General features: G+C 73.3%; 22 protein-coding genes. 14 read left to right on the forward strand and 8 right to left on the reverse strand.

Annotated features, from left to right (window positions below; all coding sequences use genetic code 11):
- Position 1 precedes the first annotated feature (1 nt).
- The 3 genes from O7604_RS11880 to O7604_RS11890 all read right to left on the reverse strand — a co-directional run bounded on the left by O7604_RS11880 (position 2) and on the right by O7604_RS11890 (position 2,902).
- The gene (locus O7604_RS11880; RefSeq protein ID WP_281579651.1) at positions 2-2,080 is read right to left on the reverse strand and encodes a glycogen debranching N-terminal domain-containing protein; all 2,079 of its coding nucleotides are present in this window, start codon (positions 2,078-2,080) and stop codon (positions 2-4) included.
- Positions 2,077-2,466 carry an SCP2 sterol-binding domain-containing protein gene (locus tag O7604_RS11885; protein WP_269703835.1) on the reverse strand — a complete coding sequence of 130 codons (390 nt, stop codon included), beginning with the start codon at positions 2,464-2,466 and terminating at the stop codon, positions 2,077-2,079. Before O7604_RS11885 ends, O7604_RS11880 begins: the two co-directional genes overlap by 4 nt.
- Positions 2,467-2,539: 73 nt before the next feature.
- Positions 2,540-2,902 carry a DsrE family protein gene (locus O7604_RS11890; RefSeq protein ID WP_121686554.1) on the reverse strand — a complete coding sequence of 121 codons (363 nt, stop codon included), beginning with the start codon at positions 2,900-2,902 and terminating at the stop codon, positions 2,540-2,542.
- Between the two features lie 23 nt (positions 2,903-2,925).
- On the opposite strand from O7604_RS11890, the gene mtfM reads away from it, so the two are divergent.
- Positions 2,926-3,030 carry a small membrane protein MtfM gene (mtfM, locus tag O7604_RS11895; RefSeq protein WP_013288813.1) on the forward strand — a complete coding sequence of 35 codons (105 nt, stop codon included), beginning with the start codon at positions 2,926-2,928 and terminating at the stop codon, positions 3,028-3,030.
- Between the two features lie 55 nt (positions 3,031-3,085).
- A complete protein-coding gene (locus O7604_RS11900) occupies positions 3,086-3,676 on the forward strand; it encodes an FABP family protein (RefSeq protein WP_281579652.1) in 591 nt (196 codons plus the stop codon).
- Positions 3,677-3,752: 76 nt separating this feature from the next.
- On the opposite strand, the gene O7604_RS11905 is transcribed toward O7604_RS11900, so the two are convergent.
- Positions 3,753-4,616 (reverse strand): aminotransferase class IV, encoded by an 864-nt coding sequence (locus O7604_RS11905; RefSeq protein WP_281579653.1) that lies wholly within the window; start codon positions 4,614-4,616, stop codon positions 3,753-3,755.
- A gap of 91 nt (positions 4,617-4,707) precedes the next feature.
- Between O7604_RS11905 and O7604_RS11910 the strand changes: the two genes are divergently transcribed.
- The 4 genes from O7604_RS11910 (at position 4,708) to O7604_RS11925 (ending at position 8,229) form a co-directional block, all read left to right on the forward strand.
- On the forward strand, positions 4,708-5,115 hold the full coding sequence (locus O7604_RS11910; protein WP_269706987.1) for a Fur family transcriptional regulator: 408 nt from the start codon (positions 4,708-4,710) through the stop codon (positions 5,113-5,115).
- Positions 5,112-6,221: a folate-binding protein gene (locus O7604_RS11915; protein WP_269703837.1), complete on the forward strand. Its 1,110-nt coding sequence runs from the start codon at positions 5,112-5,114 to the stop codon at positions 6,219-6,221. The genes O7604_RS11910 and O7604_RS11915 overlap by 4 nt, the downstream gene beginning before the upstream one ends.
- A gap of 111 nt (positions 6,222-6,332) precedes the next feature.
- Positions 6,333-7,175, forward strand: a complete 843-nt coding sequence (locus tag O7604_RS11920) for a 3-keto-5-aminohexanoate cleavage protein (RefSeq protein ID WP_269703838.1) — start codon at positions 6,333-6,335, stop codon at positions 7,173-7,175.
- A gap of 94 nt (positions 7,176-7,269) precedes the next feature.
- Entirely contained in the window at positions 7,270-8,229 is a 960-nt protein-coding gene (locus O7604_RS11925; protein WP_269703839.1) for an asparaginase, read from the forward strand.
- A 155-nt stretch (positions 8,230-8,384) separates the two neighbouring features.
- Here O7604_RS11925 and O7604_RS11930 read toward each other — a convergent pair whose 3' ends face one another.
- Positions 8,385-9,182, reverse strand: coding sequence for an alpha/beta hydrolase (locus tag O7604_RS11930; protein ID WP_269703840.1), 798 nt, complete (start codon positions 9,180-9,182; stop codon positions 8,385-8,387).
- A gap of 114 nt (positions 9,183-9,296) precedes the next feature.
- Here O7604_RS11930 and O7604_RS11935 point away from each other — a divergent pair, with 114 nt between their 5' ends.
- The 5 genes from O7604_RS11935 to O7604_RS11955 all read left to right on the forward strand — a co-directional run bounded on the left by O7604_RS11935 (position 9,297) and on the right by O7604_RS11955 (position 12,737).
- Entirely contained in the window at positions 9,297-9,905 is a 609-nt protein-coding gene (locus tag O7604_RS11935) for a helix-turn-helix transcriptional regulator (RefSeq protein WP_269703841.1), read from the forward strand.
- The gene (locus tag O7604_RS11940) at positions 9,902-10,717 is read left to right on the forward strand and encodes a hypothetical protein (RefSeq protein ID WP_269703842.1); all 816 of its coding nucleotides are present in this window, start codon (positions 9,902-9,904) and stop codon (positions 10,715-10,717) included. The genes O7604_RS11935 and O7604_RS11940 overlap by 4 nt, the downstream gene beginning before the upstream one ends.
- A gap of 72 nt (positions 10,718-10,789) precedes the next feature.
- Positions 10,790-11,104, forward strand: a complete 315-nt coding sequence (locus O7604_RS11945; RefSeq protein WP_262013214.1) for a DUF2516 family protein — start codon at positions 10,790-10,792, stop codon at positions 11,102-11,104.
- Positions 11,101-11,988, forward strand: a complete 888-nt coding sequence (locus O7604_RS11950) for an alpha/beta hydrolase (protein WP_281579654.1) — start codon at positions 11,101-11,103, stop codon at positions 11,986-11,988. Before O7604_RS11945 ends, O7604_RS11950 begins: the two co-directional genes overlap by 4 nt.
- Positions 11,989-11,999: 11 nt before the next feature.
- Positions 12,000-12,737, forward strand: coding sequence for an alanyl-tRNA editing protein (locus O7604_RS11955; protein ID WP_281579655.1), 738 nt, complete (start codon positions 12,000-12,002; stop codon positions 12,735-12,737).
- A gap of 9 nt (positions 12,738-12,746) precedes the next feature.
- Here O7604_RS11955 and O7604_RS11960 read toward each other — a convergent pair whose 3' ends face one another.
- A complete protein-coding gene (locus tag O7604_RS11960) occupies positions 12,747-13,418 on the reverse strand; it encodes a nucleotidyltransferase domain-containing protein (RefSeq protein ID WP_281579656.1) in 672 nt (223 codons plus the stop codon).
- Positions 13,419-13,494: 76 nt separating this feature from the next.
- Here O7604_RS11960 and O7604_RS11965 point away from each other — a divergent pair, with 76 nt between their 5' ends.
- A complete protein-coding gene (locus tag O7604_RS11965) occupies positions 13,495-14,409 on the forward strand; it encodes an SDR family oxidoreductase (RefSeq protein WP_281579657.1) in 915 nt (304 codons plus the stop codon).
- On the opposite strand, the gene O7604_RS11970 is transcribed toward O7604_RS11965, so the two are convergent.
- Positions 14,400-15,392, reverse strand: a complete 993-nt coding sequence (locus tag O7604_RS11970) for a WYL domain-containing protein (RefSeq protein ID WP_281579658.1) — start codon at positions 15,390-15,392, stop codon at positions 14,400-14,402. The two genes, O7604_RS11965 and O7604_RS11970, sit on opposite strands and share 10 nt — an antisense overlap.
- Positions 15,393-15,432: 40 nt before the next feature.
- Between O7604_RS11970 and O7604_RS11975 the strand changes: the two genes are divergently transcribed.
- Positions 15,433-16,224 (forward strand): EI24 domain-containing protein, encoded by a 792-nt coding sequence (locus O7604_RS11975; RefSeq protein WP_281579659.1) that lies wholly within the window; start codon positions 15,433-15,435, stop codon positions 16,222-16,224.
- Between the two features lies 1 nt (position 16,225).
- A complete protein-coding gene (locus O7604_RS11980; protein WP_281579660.1) occupies positions 16,226-16,744 on the forward strand; it encodes an O-acetyl-ADP-ribose deacetylase in 519 nt (172 codons plus the stop codon).
- On the opposite strand, the gene O7604_RS11985 is transcribed toward O7604_RS11980, so the two are convergent.
- The gene (locus O7604_RS11985; RefSeq protein ID WP_281579661.1) at positions 16,737-17,642 is read right to left on the reverse strand and encodes a GNAT family N-acetyltransferase; all 906 of its coding nucleotides are present in this window, start codon (positions 17,640-17,642) and stop codon (positions 16,737-16,739) included. The two genes, O7604_RS11980 and O7604_RS11985, sit on opposite strands and share 8 nt — an antisense overlap.
- Positions 17,643-17,734: the final 92 nt, after the last annotated feature.

Here is a 17,734-nt window from a genome sequence, read left to right on the forward strand (position 1 = left end):
GTCAACCGCCGGGCAGGGTGAGCGCCGGTGGTGACGGCTGTTCGGAGTGCGGCTCCCGGCTGCGGCCCAGCGCGTCCACCCGGCCCCAGCGGCCCGGGATGTCGAGCAGTTCCACCCGGCCCATCCCGGGCGGCACCGCCGGGTCGATGATCAGGTGCTCGCCCTGCGGTTCCAGGCCCAGGATCACCCGGAGCAGCAGCAGCGGGGTGCCGGCGGACCACGCCTGCGGGCTGCACGCGGTGGGGTACTCCACCGGGTAGTCGGTGAGGCCGCGCTCGTAGCCGGCGAACACCTCGGGCAGTCGTCCGTCGAAGTAGTGCGACGCGCTGAGCAGGGCGTCGCAGATCCGGCCGGCCTCCTGCCGGAAGCCGTACCGCCACAGGCCCCAGGCGATGATCGAGTTGTCGAACGGCCACACCGTGCCGACGTGGTAGCCGACCGGGTTGTACCGGCCCTGGTCGTCGGCGAGCGTGCGGACGCCCCACCCGGAGAACAGGCGCGGGCCGAGCAGGTGGGCGGCGACGGCCGGGGCCCGTGACTCGTCGACGATGCCGCTCCACAGCAGGTGGCCGATGTTGGACGTGAGCGCGTCCACCTGGCGGCCCCGCGGGTCGAGCGCCAGCGCGTAGTACTCCCGGTCCGGGATCCAGAAGTCACGGTTGAACCGTTCCTTCAGCGCCGCCGCCTCGTGTTCCAGCCGGTCGGCGTACGTCGGGTCGTTCCAGTAGGTGCGGGCCAGCCGGGCGCCGCGCAGTTTCGCGTCGTACGCGTACCCCTGAAGTTCGCACGTGGCCCGGGGGAACTCGGGCATCTGCCCGTCGGCGTAGGAGATCGCGTCCGGAGAGTCCTTCCAGCACTGGTTCGGCAGGCCGGTCTCGGGGTTGCGGGACATGTACCAGACGTAGCCGGTGCCGAGCAGGTCGCCGTACGTGTCCAGCCAGGTCAGCGCCGCCCGCGTCTCGTGCTCCAGCTTGCGCACGAGGTCGGCGTCCCCGGTCCACCGCTCGTACTCGTCGAGCAGGATCACGAACAGCGCCGTGGTGTCGGCCGCCCCGTAGTACGGCGAGTGCGGCTGCTCCTCGAAGCCGGCGGTCTCGCCGTAGCGCAGCTCGTGCAGGATCTTGCCGGGCTCCTCGTCCCGGAAGTCGTCGACCCGGCTGCCCTGAAGGCCGGCGAGCATGACGATGGTGGGCTTGACCATCTCGGGCAGGAACGGCAGCACCTGCAGCGAGGTGAAGATGCTGTCCCGGCCGAACAGCGTCATGAACCAGGGCAGGCCGGCGGCGAGCAGCCGGACGCCGAGCGTGATCGACTCGTACCGGAGGGCGGCGAGGTCGTTGAGGCTGCGCCGGTACGCCCCGGCCAGCGGCTCGCAGTCGCAGCCGAGCTTCGGCGCGCGACTGATCAGGGCGCTCTGTTCCGTTTCGATGTCGGCCGCCGTGCGTTGACCGCCCAGCGGCAGGATGGCGCGGATGTCCTCGCCCCGCGCGCCGTAGATGACCGTGTCGATGTGCAGCCGGGTGGTCCACTCGCCGTGCGGGCCGACCCGGATCCGGAACGTCATTCCGCTCTCGTCGACCTCGGCCGGCGCGCTGCTGGTCACCAGCGTCTCGCGGTGGAACGCCTGCCGGCGGTAGGTCAGCCGCAGCGCGTTCGTCTCCACCGTCGGCGTGGTGCGGCCCTTCTTGTCCCGCTGGTGCTTGATCTCGAACAGGTCGGCGAAGTCGGAGCCGATCTCCAGCCGGAGGTGGAACTCCATCTCCTGCTCGGAGTGGTTGAGCAGGGTCAGTTCCTCGTCCAGGCTGCCGCCGATCGCACGGCTGCGGATCACCGAGACCTTCGCGTCGAGGTAGTGCGTCGGCTCGCCGGGGACCAGGAAGTACCGCGTCTTGTACGACAGCGAGTCGTCGATGGAGAGGGCGTGCAGGGGTTGCCCGTCGAGGGTGAGGATCCAGGTGGAGAGGAACCGGGTGTCGAAGGAGAACAGCCCGGTGGGGAAGTCGTACGACGGCCGGATGTTGCCGCGATCGTCGCTGACCAGGAAGGTGTTGCCGTCGAGGATGCTGACCCGGTCCTTCACGCCAGCCGCCGGACGTGTTCACGGGCGGCGTCGCGCGGATCCCGTACGTCGGGCCGGGCCGGCAGGAACCGGCGGAACGCCAGGAACAGCACGACGTGCCCGCTGAACGTGGCCTCGTTGCGCAGCACCGCGGCCATGCCGGCCTCCCGGCCGGTGACCAGCTTCTCGAACAGTTCGGTGGAGAGGGTGAGCACGCCGTCGGCCGGCCGTTGCTCCTCCCGGCTCACCTGGGCCGATCCGGGGGCCAGCGTCACGTACCAGTGTTCGGTGCGGTTGCCGTCGGCCAGGTCGATCTGGAGCGTGCCGCCGATCGGGCTGTTCAGCACTGACGCGGCGCGCGCCGGCAACGACGCGAAGAACTGTTGGATCGCCTCACTCACGTTCACATAGTAGGCGCAATCCGGACATGTCGGGTCAGGATCGGCTCACCGGTCAGAGTGGACGAACCGAGTGGGTCGCTCAGTAGACGAGCGCCTGCGCGCCCTCGGCCATCGCTTCCTCGACGAACACCGCGGCGCCCGCGATGCGCACTCCGGGGATGACGTCGTCCGGGCCGATGTCCCGCCGCGCCGCGCACTGGGTGCAGGCGGTCACCCGGCCCGTGGTCAGGACCACGTGCAGCAGCTCGCCCAGCGGCGCGGAGTGCGGCAGCTCGAACGTCTCCGCCCGCCCGGGGAGCGCGAACCAGGTGGATTCACCGGTGAGCCAGAGCGACACGTCCACCCCGGCCGCGGCTGCGGTCGAGGCGACTGTGAACGCCTGGGCGCAGCGTTCCGGGGAGTCCGCGCCGGCGGTGGCCTTGACGACGAGAGTGCGCGCCATGCCGCCAGCATAGGATGGTCCGGATGGTTACCGAGATCGGGTTCGTCAGCCTGCTGGTCGCCGGCTTGGGCGCGCTCGCCGGTGGCCTGGTGTACGTCGCGGTCCGCATAGCTAGAGGTAAATGGTGAGCGCGAGGAGTGAGCCGGTTTTGCGAGCCCCGCAGTCGCGAACGAAGGTGGCGCTGTGAATAGTGAGAATCCGCTTCAGCCGCCGTGGTTGAACGCGCCGCCGGTCGAGGAGTACCCGTACCAGGAGAGCCACGACCTGCGCGTCGGCCCGAAGCTGCACCCGAGCCTGGACGGCCTGCTGCCGTACATCGGGGTGTGGCGTGGCCGGGGCCGGGGTGGGTTCCCGACGATCGAGGACTTCGACTACGCGCAGGAGATCCGGATCAGCCACGACGGCCGGCCGTTCCTGTTCTACGAGTCGCGGGCGTGGATCCTGGACGAGCAGAGCCGCCCGGTGCGTCCCGCCGGCCGCGAGGTGGGCTGGTGGCGTCCGGTGCTCGACGGCGAGCGGGTGACCGACGAGCTGGAGGCGCTGATGACCACGCCGACCGGCGTGATGGAGCTGCACATCGGCAAGCGCAAGGGCACGCAGATCGAGTTCGCCACCGACGCCGTCGTGCGTACCGCCACGGCGAAGGAGGTCACCGCCGGTGCCCGGCTGTTCGGCATCGTCGAGGGCGCCCTGCTGTACGCCCAGGAGATGGCCGCGGTGGGCCAGCCCCTGAGCCCCCACCTCTCCGCCCGCCTAACCCGGGTAGCCGGCTGACGCCCCGCCCCCTTGTTCTCGTCGATCATGAAGTTGGCGGCGACAAATCGGTCACCCGACGCCGCCAACCTCATGGTCAACGGGGTGGGGGCGGGGGTGGGGGGAAGTTCAGGAGGGCCTGGATGCGGGGGGTCAGGGGGGAACTCGGACGGGGGGTTCCGTTCAGGGCTGTGACCTCGGCTACGCCACGTAGGGAGCTGGTCAGCCAGATCGCCTCGGCGTCGTGCAGGTCCGCCACGGTGGGCAGGTGTTCGGCGGGGGTCAGATCCAGCTCCGCCGCCCGTTCCAGCAGGTGGTTCGCGGTCACGCCGGGCAGGATTCCGGTCTGTGCCGCCGGGACCGTGGCGAGGGTGCCGTCGCGCAGCCACACCACGTTGGCGGTGGGCCCCTCCAGCACGTAGCCGTCCGTCGAGACCCAGAGCACGTCGTCCACGCCGGTCCGCTGCGCCCACCGCCGGGCGGCGGTGCTCAGCGCGTACGAGGTGGACTTCACACCGCTGGGCAGCCACCCCAGCTCGGGGCGGGACCGGGCGGCCACCCCGAGCGGCAGCGTGGCCACGGTCACCCCGTCGCGCCGGGCCAGCCGGGCGGACGCGGGCACCTCGCCGAGCGTCGCGTACACCGTGGGCGGCCCACCGCCCTCCGGCCCTCGCGTGCAGACCAGCCGCAGCGCGCCCTCGGTCCGCGCGGGCCAGCCGGCGCAGACCGTGTCCAGCAGCTCGACGAGCGCGGCGTCCGGCGGCAGCGGCAGGTCGATCGCCGCCGCACCGGCCCGCAAACGGGTCAGGTGGGCCTCGCGCAGCCAGGGACGGCCGTCACGCAGGTGCAGGGTCTCGAACAGGCCGTCGCCGTGCAGGACGCCCCGGTCGTCGCCGCGCAGCACCGGCTCACCCGCCGGTACGAGCCCTCGGCCGAGTACCGCCACCCGTGTCGTACCCACTGGCGCAGCGTAGTGGCGTACCCCGGCGGCGGACCGCGTGGTGCGGCGGCCGAACTATGATCGAAGGGTGTCCGAATCCTCCCTCGCGGAAATGCTCCGCTCGCGCGGGCTGCGGCTGACGGCGCAGCGGCAGCTGGTGCTCCAGGCCGTCCTCGACCTGGGGCACGCCACCCCGGAGCAGGTGCACACGGCGGTGCGCGAGGTGGCGGCCGGCGTCAACATCACCACCATCTACCGCACGCTCGAGCTGCTGGAACGGCTCGGCCTGGTGACGCACACGCACCTGTCGCACGGCTCGCCGACCTACCACGCGGCCGGCGAGCACCAGCATGTGCACCTGGTGTGCCGGGAGTGCGGGGCGATCGACGAGATCTCACCCGAGATGCTCCGCCCGCTCGCCGACCAGCTGGCCGAACAGCGGGGGTTCACAGTCGACATCGGGCATGTCGCGCTCTTCGGGGTCTGCGGCCGCTGCGCACAGAACGGGGAACGCACATGATCGACATCGCGGGCGCGGTGACCACCGACGCCATCGACGAGCAGACCCGGGACCAGCCGGAACCGGCCCACCGGGCGGCGGGCGTCGGCCCGGTGGCCGCCCACTACGGCGACCCGATGCGCGAGCAACGGCTCCTGGCCACCGGCGTGGGCCTGGTGGACCGCTCGCACCGGGGCGTGATCGCGGTACCCGGCGAGGAGCGGATCAGCTGGCTGCACACCCTCACCAGCCAGCACCTGGCCGCGCTGGCGCCGTGGCAGGGCACCGAGCTGCTGGTGCTCTCCCCGCACGGGCACGTCGAGCAGCACGCGATGGTCGCCGACGACGGCGAGACCACCTGGCTGGACACCGAGCCGGGAATGACCGAGGGCCTGCTGTCGTACCTGGAGAAGATGCGGTTCTTCAGCAAGGTCGACCCGCGCGACGCCACCGCCGACCACGCGCTGCTGTCGCTGGTCGGGCCGGAGACGCCCGGCGCGCTCGACACGCTCGGCGTCACCGGGCTGGCCGCCCCCGACGTGGCAGCGGTGCCGGGTCCGAAGTTCCGTTCCGGTGAGCTGCCCGCGCGGCCCTCGGTGGTGTACGACGTCAAGCCGCTGCCGGCCGGCGGATGGGCGCGGCGGGTGGCGCTCGGCGTCGACCTGCTGGTGCCCCGCGCGGCCATGGACGGGGTGGTGGCGGAGCTGCGGGGCGCCGGAGTGCCGGTGGCGGGGCTGTGGGCGTACGAGGCGATCCGGGTGGCTGCCAAGCGGGCCCGGGCCGGGGTGGACACCGACCACCGGACGATCCCGGCCGAGGTGGACCTGATCGCCCCGGCCGTGCACCTGGACAAGGGTTGCTACCGGGGGCAGGAGACGGTGGCCCGGGTGCACAACCTGGGCAAACCCCCTCGCCGGCTGGTCCTGCTGCACCTCGACGGCGTGGCGAGCGACCAGCCGCCGGTGGCCGGTACGCCGGTGACGCTCGACGGGCGGACCGTCGGCTTCGTGGGCACCGCCGTGCAGCACTTCGAGCTGGGTCAGGTGGCGCTGGCCGTGCTGAAGCGCAACACGCCCGACGACGCGCGTCTGCTGGTGGGTGAGAGCGCCGCCGCCATTGACGTGTAAGGAAGGGGCCCCTATTAACGCCTCCGGTAGAGGAAGGGCCCCTTCTTAACGCCGCTCGCACCGGAAATCCTCCGGTCGACCCGGCGTCGGGCGCCGGTCTAGGATCCGGGCATGACGACAGGGACGTTGATCACGGTTGCCCCCACCGGCGCGGAGTCGGCGAAGGCGGAGGTGCCGGCGCTGCCGGTGACGCTCGACGAGCTGCTGCTGACCGCCAAGGAGTGCGAGGCGCTCGGCGCCGCCGTGATCCACGTCCACATCCGCGACGACGACGCGCGGCCCACGCTCGACCAGGGGCGGCTGCGCGACACGGTGGCGGCGCTGCGGGAGGGCACCGACCTGATCGTGCAGCTCTCCTCCGGCGGCGCGGTGACCGACCCGGAGTCGGCCCGGCTGGCGGTGCTCGACGCCGCGCCCGACATGGCCTCCTGCACCATGGGCACCGTCAACTTCGGCGACGACGTGTTCCTCAACCGGTGGGAGTTCATCGTCGACCTGCACACCCGGATGCAGGAGCGGGGCGTCGTCCCCGAGTACGAGATCTTCGACCTGGGTCACCTCACCGCGTTGCAGCGGCTGCTCGGCAAGTACGGCCTGCCGCACGGCGGGCACGTGCACGTCGACTTCGTGATGGGCGTACCGGGTGGCATGCCCGGCACCACGGCGACCCTGGTCGCCGCCCAGCAGATGCTGCGTGACCTGCCCGAGGGCACCACGTTCTCGGCCACCGGAATCGGGCGCAGCACCATCCCGGTGATGCTGGCCTCGCTGTCGACCGGCGGTCACCTGCGTGTCGGCATGGAGGACACGGTCACGTACGCCAAGGGACGCCCGGTGGAGTCCAACATGCAGCTCGTCGCGCGGGCGGTGGGCTTCGCCCAGCTCGCCCAGCGCCCCCCGCTGACCACCGCCGAGGCCCGTACGCTGCTCGGCGTCCCGGCTACCGCCCGGTAAGCGGCGCACCCGGCTCCGACCCCGTACCGGCCCGGTCGACGTCGCAGGTCACCCCGCCGCCGACCGGGCCCGTCCCCTCGGTACCGTCCATACCGTGGGAAAAACGTACGAGGGCGGCGTGCCGCTCGCCGAGGTGGTCCGGTCCGGCTTCGTGGAGGGCGTCCACCGGGGTTCCGTGGTGGTGCTCGACGCCGCCGGTGAGCCGGTCGCCGGGGCCGGCGACGTCACCTCGCCGATCTTCCCCCGCTCGTCGAACAAGCCGATGCAGGCGGTCGGGATGCTCCGGGCCGGGTTGCCGCTGACCGACCCGGCCGACATCGCGCTGGTCGCGGCGAGCCACGCGGGCGAGGAGTTCCACGTCGAACGGGTCACGGCGCTGCTGCGGGACGCCGGCCTGACCGAGGAGGCGTTGCACTGCCCGCCGGACCTGCCGTTCGGTGAGGCCGCCCGGGAGGCGGTGCTGCGGGCCGGCGGCGGTCCGGCACGGGTGCTGATGAACTGCTCCGGCAAGCACGCCGGCATGGTGCGTACCTGCCTGGCCGCGGGCTGGCCGTTGGACGGCTACTGGCGGCCCGAGCACCCGCTCCAGGAGTGCCTCACCGCCACGATCGAGGAGATCACCGGTGAGCGGGCGGCGGCGGTCGGGGTGGACGGCTGCGGCGCGCCGGTGCTGGCCGTCTCGCTGACCGGGTTGGCGCGGGCGTTCCTGCGGCTGGTCGACGCCGAGCCCGGCACCGTCGAGCGGACCGTGGCGGACGCGATGCGCACGTACCCGGAGTTGGTCGGCGGCACCCAGGCGGAGGACACCCGGCTGATGCGGGGCGTACCCGGTCTGCTCGCCAAGATCGGCGCGGAGGGTGTGATCGCGGCGGCGATCCCGGAGGTCGGCGCCGTCGCCCTGAAGATCGACGACGGCGCGGCCAGGGCTCGCATGCCGGTGCTGGCGTCGGCCCTGACCCGCCTGGACGTGCGCGCCCCCATCCTCACCGAGTACGCCGAGCCACCCCTGCTGGGCGGCGGCCTTCCGGTAGGCGCCATCCGCCCGCTCTGGTGACCCCGGCCCCGCCCGCCGGCCCCGCCTGCCTAGCCTCGCCGATCTTGCACATTCGGCCCTCGGCCTGCCGGTGATGCCCGGTTTGCCGGGGCAGCAAGTGCAAGATCGCGCGAGCCGAGCCGAGCCCGAGGCGAGGCCGGCGGGCGGGCGGGGGATCAGGGGAGGAAGGACTGGAGGGCGGCGTTCGTCTCGGTGGGGCGCTCCAGGGGGAGCAGGTGGGCCGCGTTCGGCACGTCGGGCATGCGTACGCCCTGGGGGGCCTCGTCGGCGATGCGGTCGGCCAGGCGGCGGATGTCGGCCAGGTCGTCGGCGCCGGTGCCGACCAGCACCGGTACGCGCAACTCGCCCAGCCGGTCGATCGCCGGTGGGTCCAGCTCGCCCACCTCGATCGCGCTCAGCGCCTGCTCGGCGGCGAGCGCGCGGCGGTCCATCTCCTCGGCGAACCGGATCAGCTCCGGGTCGACGTCCTCCGGGCGGCGGGTCGGGCCGACCACCCAGAACCGCACCTCGCCGGCGGCGGTGGCGGCGAAGTCCTCCGGGTCCACGTCGCCGACCAGTTCCTCCCAGAGCTGCTCGGTCTCCTCGGACCACTCGTTGCCGGAGACCGGGGCGCCGAACAGCGCCAGCGCCGAGACCCGCTCCGGGCGGGCCAGTGCGGTGTCCACCGAGACCCGGCCCCCGAACGAGCAGCCGACGAGCGCGGCCCGCTCGATGCCCAGCGCGTCGAGCAGCCCGATCACGTCGTCGTGGTGGGCGAACGGCGTGGGCGGCAGCTCCGACTCGCCGTAGCCGCGCAGGTCCAGCGCGATCACCCGGTGCCGCTGGGCGAGTGCCGGGACCTGCCCGCGCCACATCCGCCGGTCGGCGATGCCGGCGTGCAGCAGCACCACGGCGGTACCGGTGCCGCTCTCGTCGTACGCGAGCTGGGCGCCGTTGATATCGATCTTGGTCACGGGAGGGAACGGTACGGACCGGACATGCCCCTCCGCAACCCGTCTTCGGTGACCCCGCTAACTCTGGCTAGCGTTTTGCTTGCAGGAGTTAGCGGCCCGAGCTAGCGTTGAGTCATGGCCACCAGCAAGGACCTTCCCGATGTCGGCGGGTTCATTCGCGACCTGCGGCGCAACGCGAAGATCTCGCTGCGTCAGCTCGCCGAGCAGGCGGGCGTCAGCAATCCCTACCTGAGCCAGATCGAGCGCGGGCTGCGCAAGCCGAGTGCCGAGGTGCTCCAGCAGCTCGCCAGCGCGCTTCGGGTCTCCACCCCGGCGATGTACCTGCGTGCCGGGCTGCTGGACGACAAGGAGGGCCAGGGCGTGCTCGCGGCGATCGCCGTCGACCCCGAACTGACCATGGCCCAGAAGCAGTCGCTCACCCAGATCTACGAGACGTTCCGGCGCGAGAACGCCCGCCTGGCCGAGGCGACCGAGGCGGCCACGACGGCGGACGCGGCCACCACGACCGAGACGGCCACCGCGCCGGAGGCCCCGGCGACCGTGGCGGCTGCCGCGACCGGTCCGGTCACGCCGGAGGGCACCCCGACCGAGGCGGTCCTCGAATCGGTAGCCGTCACCGAAGCGGGTGCCGCGCCCGCGCCGACCACCGCCGCCCCTGAGCACACGACCGCCCGCCGGGCGGCCCGGAAGGCCGCCGGTGCGGCCGAGGAGGAACAGTCATGACCACCCAGCCGAAGACCAACCGCATCCCCGCACCCCTCTACGCCGCCGCCGGCGCCGGTGAGCTGGCCCTGGAGCAGCTGCGCAAGCTGCCCACCGTGGTCAGCGGCCTCGGCACCCGGGTCGTGACCGACCTCGGCGGCAAGGCCGTCGTCACCGGCTTCGAGCTGCGCCAGAAGGCCACCGAGACGCTGAAGACCGCCAACCAGACCGCCACCGGGCTGCGTGAGCGGGCCGTCGCCACCGACCTCGACCAGCTCCGCGAGGCCGCCAACCTGGAGAAGCTGCGCGAGGCCGCCAACCTGGAGAAGCTGCGCGAGGCCGCCAACCTGGAGAAGCTGCGCGAGGCCGCCAACCTGGACAAGCTGCGCGAGGCCGCCACCCGCAACGCCGCCGTCGTGGTGGCCGGGGCGCACGCCGCGCAGGAGCGCGCGCTGGCCGCGTACGCCGAGCTGGTCGCCCGCGGTGAGCGCGTCGTCGGCGCCGGCGTGCTGGAGGCCGCCGACACGGTGAACGCCGACATCGCGGCCACCGAGGCCACCGGCGTCGACGTGGCCCCGAAGACCGACGAGACCCCGAAGCCCGAGGTGGCCGCGAAGCCGGACACCGCCGCCGCGACGACCGAGGTGCCCAGCCCGGCCGAGGTGGCCGAGGCGGTGGCCGCCAAGCCGGCCGCGGTGAAGCGGACCCGCGCTACCAAGGCGACCGCGACCAAGGTCGCCGGCAAGACGACCGCCGCCAAGGCCGCGAAGCCGGCCACCCCGTCGGCGAAGCTGCCGAAGACCACGAAGCGGACCCGCCCGGCCGCCGAATGATCTGATGCTCCACCGGGACCCCGGACAACGTCCTGTCGGACGTTTCCGGGGTCTCGGCATAAGCTTGCTCCCATGGCCACCGCCGCGCCGATCTTCGCGTTCGCAGTCCAAAGCGTGATCCAGCTGATCCTGCTCGTCTTCGCCCTGGTCGTTCAGGGCGTGGCGCTGGTGCACGCGGTCACCCAGCGCGGCGACGGGTTCGCCGCGATCGGCACGCTGCCCAAGGGTGGCTGGATCGCCATCCTGGCGGTCTGCCTGGCGCTCACCCTGCTCGGCTTCGGCCCGATCAGCCTGTTCGGACTGATCGGCATCGCGGCCGGTCTCATCTACCTGCTCGACGTGCGGCCCGGCCTGCGTGACCTGCACGACGGCCGAGGGTCCTGGTGAGAGGTTTCCGCTGGCCTCCGCCGCCGGACGGCGGTCCCCGCACCTGGGGGCCCGGCCCCGGCGCGCCCCGGACCGGACGGCCCGCGCTGCCCGAGCCGGAGACGGAACTGGTCGCCACCCCGCACGGCGTGAGCCTGGAACGGCTGGTCACCGGCGCCGGTGATCCGGTGACCGTGTTCGCGCACGGGCTGGGCAGCGGCATCGCCACCACCCGCCCGTTCGGCAGCGGCGTCACCGGGCGGCGCGTCTTCTTCCAGTTCCGCGGGCACGGCCGCTCCGACTCCCCGCCCGGGCCGTGGAGCTACCTGGACCTCGCCCGCGACCTGCGCGCCGTCGCCGACCTGAGCGGCGCCACCCGGGCGTTCGGCGCCAGCCTCGGCGCGGGCGCGCTGTGCCGGCTGCTCGCCGAGAGCCCGGAACGCTTCGAGAAACTCGTCTTCTTCCTGCCCGCCGTGCTGGACACGCCGCGCGGCGAGGCGGCCCGCGCCCGGCTCACCGGCCTGCTCGACGCGGTGGCGGACGGCGACGCCTCGGCGCTGGCCGACGCGGTGTCGCTGGAGTTGCCGCCGTCGGTGCGCAACACCCCGGCCGGCTGGGCGTACCTGCGGCAGCGGCTCGACCAGCTGCTGCGCGACGGGCTCGCGCCGGGGCTGGCCGACCTGCCCGCCCAGGCCCCGCTCGACGACGCCGGGTCACTCGCCGCGGTCACCGCGCCGGCCCTGGTCATCGCCGCCGCCGAGGACGACCTGCATCCGGTCGCCGTCGCCGAACAGCTCGCCGCCGCGCTCCCGAACGCCACCCTGCACGTGTACGACCGCCCCGGCGTGCTCTGGACCGAACGCGCCGACCTGCGGGGGCGCGTCTCGGAGTTCCTGAACGGGTAACGTCGCCCACCATGGGCGTCACACACCACGGCCGTACGCACCGGCTCGACCTCGCCGACCCGACCCTGCGCGAGTGGACCTGCCGGGTGCTGGCGGCCGATCCGGAGCAGGGCATCGTGCTGGACCGGTCCGCGTTCTACCCGGGCGGTGGCGGCCAGCCGCCGGATCACGGGGTGCTGCTCTGGCAGGGCGTACAGACCCGGATCGTCGGCACCCGCAAGGGCGACGACCTGTGGCTGATCCCGGCCGAGGGTGACCCGCTGCCGTCGGTCGGCACCGAGGTGGCCGGCGCGGTGGAGGACGCCCGCCGGACCATGCTGATGCGTACCCACTCCGGGCTGCACGTGCTCTGCGGCGTGGTGTTCCGCGACTTCGGCGCGCTCGTGACCGGCGGCAACATGGAGCCGGGCGAGGCGCGGATGGACTTCAACCTGCCCGAGGTGCCGCCGGACTTCAAGGCGCGCATCGAGGAGCTGGTGAACGCCGAGGTGGCGGCCGACCGGTCGGTGGCGGTGCGGGTGCTGCCGCGCGCCGAGGCGCTCGCGCTGCCGGACATCATCCGTACCCAGTCGAACCTGATCCCGCCGGAGGAGCAGGAGGTGCGGATCGTCGACATCGTCGGGCTGGACGTGCAGGCCGACGGCGGCACGCACGTCGCCTCCACCGCCCAGATCGGCAAGGTCCAAGTGGTCAAGGTGGAGAGCAAGGGGCGGGCCAACCGCCGGGTACGCGTACGCCTGGCGGACTGACCCGTCCGGTCAGCGCGGCAGGTGGGCCGCTCGGACGGCGAGCAGCCAGCGTTCGGCGGTCTCCTCGTCCGGGCGCTCCGGGAGCGGCGAGCGGACCCTGTCGAACTCCGCCTCGGCGGCCGCCACCAGGGCCTGCGCCTCGTCCAGCGCGCCACCGGCGACCCGCTCGCCGAACGCGCGGAACCACTCCGGGTCGGCGAGGCGGATCTCCAGCACGCCTGTCGCGTACAGCACCCGACCCTGGTGGAGCAGCCGGGCCAGGTGCCGGGCGTGCTTCGCCGAGCGCCGCCGCCCACCGGCGTCGGCGGGCCGGCCGGCGAGCTTGCGGAACTGCTGCGAGGCGTACCCGAGGTAGGCGTCGCGGACCCGGGGCGCGCTGAGGAACGCCGACCGGATCGCGATCAGCTCCTCGCCGAACTCGGTGCGTGTCTCGTAGCAGTCGGCGGGCAGCCACATCAGCTCGGTGGCGGTCGGGTTGCCGCTCAGCGCCAGCAGCGCGTACTTGCGGGCCTCGTGCAGCGTGACGTCCGGGTCGGTGGTGACCACCGACTCGCGGGGCGGGCGCAGGCCGTGGAACGCGACTGTGGGCGCGGCGAACACGCCGATCCGGTCGGTGTCCGAGCCGGGTCCGGCCAGCCCGTACGCGACTGAGCCGACGATCCCGGACAGCAGCAGGTGCATACCGGTGATGATCGCCCATCCGGTTCGTTCGGGAAACCGGACTTCCGTTGTCAGGTATCGCTGACACGGTGGTCCCATGAACTCACCACTGACCGGAACTGTCGCGCTCGTCGCGGGCGCGACCCGGGGCGCCGGCCGGCAGATCGCCGTGCAGCTCGGCGCCGCCGGGGCCACCGTCTACGCCACCGGCCGCACCACCCGCGAGCGCCGCTCCGAGATGGACCGGCCGGAGACCATCGAGGAGACCGCCGAGCTGGTCACCGCCGCCGGGGGAACCGGGATCGCCGTCGCTGTCGACCACCTCGACCCCGAGCAGGTACGCGCCCTGGTCGAGCGGATCGACGCCGAGCAGGGCCGCCTCGACGTGCTCGTCAACGACGTCTGGGGCGCGGACCCGCTGATCACGTGGGAGAAGCCGGTCTGGGAGCAGCCGCTCGACGCCGGTTTCCGCACGCTGCGGCTGGCTGTCGACACGCACATCATCACCAGCCACTTCGCGCTGCCGCTGCTGATCCGCAACCCGGGCGGGCTGGTCGTCGAGGTCGGCGACGGCACCAAGGAGCACAACGACACCGAGTACCGCCTGTCGGTCTTCTACGACCTGGCGAAGGTGTCGGTGAACCGGCTCGGCTTCAGCCAGGCGCACGAGCTGGCCCCGCACGGCTGCACCGCCGTCGCGCTCACGCCGGGCTGGCTGCGTTCGGAGGCGATGCTCGAACACTACGGCGTCACCGAGGCCACCTGGCGCGACGCCGCGGCTACCGAGCCGCACTTCGTCATGTCGGAGACGCCGGCGTTCGTCGGGCGCGCGGTCGCGGCCCTGGCCGCCGACCCGGACCGGGCCCGCTGGAACGGCAAGTCGCTGGACAGCGGCGGCCTGGCCCAGGTGTACGGCTTCACCGACGTCGACGGCAGCCGCCCGCACTGGGCCCGCTACTACGAGGAGGTGGTCAAGCCGGGCAAGCCAGCCGACCCGGCCGGCTACCGCTGACTGTCTGACGGCGGATCGGTGTAGAGCGCCGCCGCGCGGCGGGTCGCCTCGGCGAAGCGGGCCCGCAGCCGCGGCGGCGCCAGCACCTCCACCTCCGGGCCGAGCGCCAGCAACTGGGTGTACGCCACGTCGATCGACTCGACCGGCAGCCGCAGCACCAGCCGGCCCTGCTCGTCCGGCGGCCCGGCCGCGTCCACCGCCTCGGTGTAGACGAACGGCGCGTCCACCAGGTGCCGCAGCGCCCGCAACCCCGTCGGGCCGAGCCGCACGGTGACCCGCTCCCGCAGCAGCTCGCGCAGGAACGCGCCGGCCTGCTCCCGCCAGTACGCCCCGAGGTCGAAGTCCTCGTCCCGCTCGAAGCCGTCGGCGCTCACGTCGACCGCCACCACCCGGTCCACCCGGTACGTCCGCCAGCCGTCACCGACCCGGCCGACCAGGTACCAGACCCCGTTCTTCAGCACCAGCCCGTACGGCGCCAGCACGCGGGTCACCTCCCGGTCCCCGCGCCGGTAGCGCAGCTCCACCATCAGGTCCCGCCAGACCGCCCGGGCCAGCTCGGCGAGCGTCGGCGGCGCCGGGGTCTCCCGGAACCAGCCGGGCACGTCCAGGTGGAACCGCTGCCCGGTACGCGCGGGCGCGTCCCGCAGGCTCGGCGGCAACGCGGCCAGCACCTTCAGTTCGGCGGCGGCCACCGCGTCTGCCAGTCCCATGTCCCCGGCCGGTCCGGGCAGCCCGGCCAGGAACAGCGCCTCGGCCTCGTCCCGGCTCAACCCGGTCAGCCGGGTCCGGTAGCCGCCCAGCAGCCGGTAGCCGCCCGCCCGGCCCCGGTCCGCGTACACCGGGACACCGGCTGCGGAGAGCGCCAGCACGTCCCGGTAGACGGTCCGCTCGGACACCTCCAGCTCGCGGGCCAGCTCGGCGGCGGTCATCGTCTCCCGGGACTGGAGCAGCAGCACAAGCGAGATCAGCCGGGACGCACGCACCGGCCCATTGTGGTGCACCGGCCCACTAGGCTGTGCCGTCGTGAACGCCTCCCGTACGATCGCGCCGGTCACCGGCGTGGCCACCCGCTTCCTCGGCGGCGCCGGGCTGCTGCTGCGCGGCTTCGGCATGTACGTCCGCAGCCCGAAGCTGATGCTGCTCGGCGTGATCCCGGCGCTGATCACCGGAGCGCTCTACGTGGCCCTGTTCGCCACGCTGCTCTACTTCGTGGACGACCTGGCGGGCTGGCTCACCCCGTTCGCCGACGACTGGTCGTCGACCTGGCGCGGGCTGCTGCGCGTCGTCGCCGGGCTGGCGGTCGTCGGGGTCGCCGGGCTGGTCGGCGTGCTCACGTTCACCGCCGTCACGCTGGTCATCGGCGACCCGTTCTACGAGGCGATCTCGGAGCGGGTCGAGAACCGCCTCGGCGGCACCCCCGGTGCTGTCGACGTGCCGTTCTGGTCCTCGCTGCGACGCAGCGTCGCCGACTCGCTGCGCCTGGTGGCGCTGTCCGCGCTGATCGGCGTACCCCTGTTCGCCGCCGGTTTCATCCCGGTGGTGGGACAGACGGTGGTCCCGGTGGTCGGCGCCCTGGTGGGTGGCTGGTTCCTGGCGCTGGAGCTGGTCGGCGCGCCGTTCTACCGGCGCGGGATGCGGCTGCCGGACCGGCGGGCGCGGCTGCGGGCCGACCGCCCGACCGCGCTCGGTTTCGGGGTGGCGGTCTTCCTGTGCTTCCTGATCCCGCTCGGCGCGGTGCTGGTCATGCCGGCCGCCGTCGCCGGGGCCGCGCTGCTGGCCCGCCGCTCGCTGGGCCAGCCCGTCGAGGAGAGCTGAGATGGACACCGTCCTGATCGAGGGGGACATCACCGCGCAGCAGGTCGACGCGATAGTCAACGCCGCCAACTCGTCGCTGCTCGGCGGCGGGGGAGTCGACGGCGCGATCCACGCCCGGGGCGGGCCGGCGATCCTGGAGGAGTGCGAGGCGCTGCGCGCCTCCCGCTACCCGCGCGGGCTGCCCACCGGCCAGGCCGTCGCCACCACCGCCGGCAACCTGCCGGCCCGCTGGGTGGTGCACACCGTCGGGCCGGTCTTCTCGCCGCGCGAGGACCGCTCGGCGCTGCTGCGCGACTGCTACGCCAACAGCCTGCGCGTCGCCGACGGGCTGGGCGCGACCCGGGTGGCGTTCCCGCTGATCTCCGCCGGGATCTACGGCTGGCCGGTCGACGACGCAGTGGCGCAGGCGCTCACCGTGCTGCACGCGGCCACCCCGGAGCACGTCACCGAGGCGCGGCTGGTGCTGTTCGGCGCCGACACGTACGCGACAGCGGTGCGGGTGGCCGCCGGGCTCAGCTGAGCGTGCGCCGGCACGACCACTGGCTGTCCACCGGCCGGTAGCCGAGCCGCTCGTTCACGGCCAGCATCGGCGCGTTCGCCTCGTCGTTCGAGGTGTACGCGGTCCGTACCCCGCGCGCGGCGGCGGCGTGCAGCGCGGCCTGCTTGGTGAGCCGGGCCAAGCCCCGGCCCCGGTACGCGGGCAGCGTGCCGGTGAAGTCCGACCACATCCGGTCGCCGTCCCGCTTGACCAGGCTCAGCGCGACGAGTTCCCCGTCCACCTCGGCGAGCGTGCTCGCCTCCCGGTCCAGCCCCGGGTTGTCCCAGCACTCGTGCCGCCACAGGTCGAAGCCGAGCGCATCAGTCGGCACGTCCCCCGGCTCGTCCCGGGACGACTCGGCGTCGACCCGGTGCACCATGCGCGGGTCGAGCCCGGCGGCGGACACCAGCCGTACGCCCGCCGGCACCTGCGGCATCGGCGGGGCGGTGGTCAGGTCGAGCGCCGAGTAGCGCAACTCCCGGCTGGGTGTGAAGCCGTGCCGCTGCGCGAACGGCAGCGACTCGGTACGCGCGTGGGTGAGCACCCGGGTGGTCCCGAGCGTCCGCAGGTGACCGAGCGCGGTGTCGAACAGCGAGGTGCCGGCGCCTTGGCGGCGGTGCTCCGGATGCACGTGCAGCAGGGCGATCTCGCCCACGCCCGGTGTCGAGGTCTGCGTGTTGCGGAACGCCGACACCCAGCCGACGATCTGCCCGTCCGCCTCGGCGACCCAGCCGGCCCAGCCCTCACCGGGCGGCGGCTCGGCGATCATGCGGCGGGTCGACTCGACGCCGCGCACCAGGTAGGGGTAGACGAGCGCGCGCAACGCCACCACGGCGGGCGCGTCGTCGGGACGGGCGGGACGGATCTCGGCTGCACTCATCGGGCGGACCCTAGACCCGCCGCCACCCGCCCCGCGACCGGTTAACGCGGAGCGGGCTGTTAATAAGGGCCCCCTCCTCTACCTGAGGCGTT

This window comes from Micromonospora sp. WMMA1947 (genome assembly GCF_027497355.1).
Lineage (GTDB): Bacteria > Actinomycetota > Actinomycetes > Mycobacteriales > Micromonosporaceae > Micromonospora.

Bases quoted from the DNA above. Each gene is read 5' to 3' on its own strand.
- O7604_RS11890 (WP_121686554.1), bottom strand. From the start codon at position 2,902: ATGGCGCGCACTCTCGTCGTCAAGGCCACCGCCGGCGCGGACTCCCCG.
- mtfM (WP_013288813.1), top strand. From the start codon at position 2,926: ATGGTTACCGAGATCGGGTTCGTCAGCCTGCTGGTCGCCGGCTTGGGC.
- O7604_RS11910 (WP_269706987.1), top strand. From the start codon at position 4,708: ATGCTCCGCTCGCGCGGGCTGCGGCTGACGGCGCAGCGGCAGCTGGTG.
- O7604_RS11915 (WP_269703837.1), top strand. From the start codon at position 5,112: ATGATCGACATCGCGGGCGCGGTGACCACCGACGCCATCGACGAGCAG.
- O7604_RS11920 (WP_269703838.1), top strand. From the start codon at position 6,333: ATGACGACAGGGACGTTGATCACGGTTGCCCCCACCGGCGCGGAGTCG.
- O7604_RS11935 (WP_269703841.1), top strand. From the start codon at position 9,297: ATGGCCACCAGCAAGGACCTTCCCGATGTCGGCGGGTTCATTCGCGAC.
- O7604_RS11940 (WP_269703842.1), top strand. From the start codon at position 9,902: ATGACCACCCAGCCGAAGACCAACCGCATCCCCGCACCCCTCTACGCC.
- O7604_RS11945 (WP_262013214.1), top strand. From the start codon at position 10,790: ATGGCCACCGCCGCGCCGATCTTCGCGTTCGCAGTCCAAAGCGTGATC.
- O7604_RS11955 (WP_281579655.1), top strand. From the start codon at position 12,000: ATGGGCGTCACACACCACGGCCGTACGCACCGGCTCGACCTCGCCGAC.
- O7604_RS11960 (WP_281579656.1), bottom strand. From the start codon at position 13,418: ATGCACCTGCTGCTGTCCGGGATCGTCGGCTCAGTCGCGTACGGGCTG.
- O7604_RS11965 (WP_281579657.1), top strand. From the start codon at position 13,495: ATGAACTCACCACTGACCGGAACTGTCGCGCTCGTCGCGGGCGCGACC.
- O7604_RS11980 (WP_281579660.1), top strand. From the start codon at position 16,226: ATGGACACCGTCCTGATCGAGGGGGACATCACCGCGCAGCAGGTCGAC.
- O7604_RS11985 (WP_281579661.1), bottom strand. From the start codon at position 17,642: ATGAGTGCAGCCGAGATCCGTCCCGCCCGTCCCGACGACGCGCCCGCC.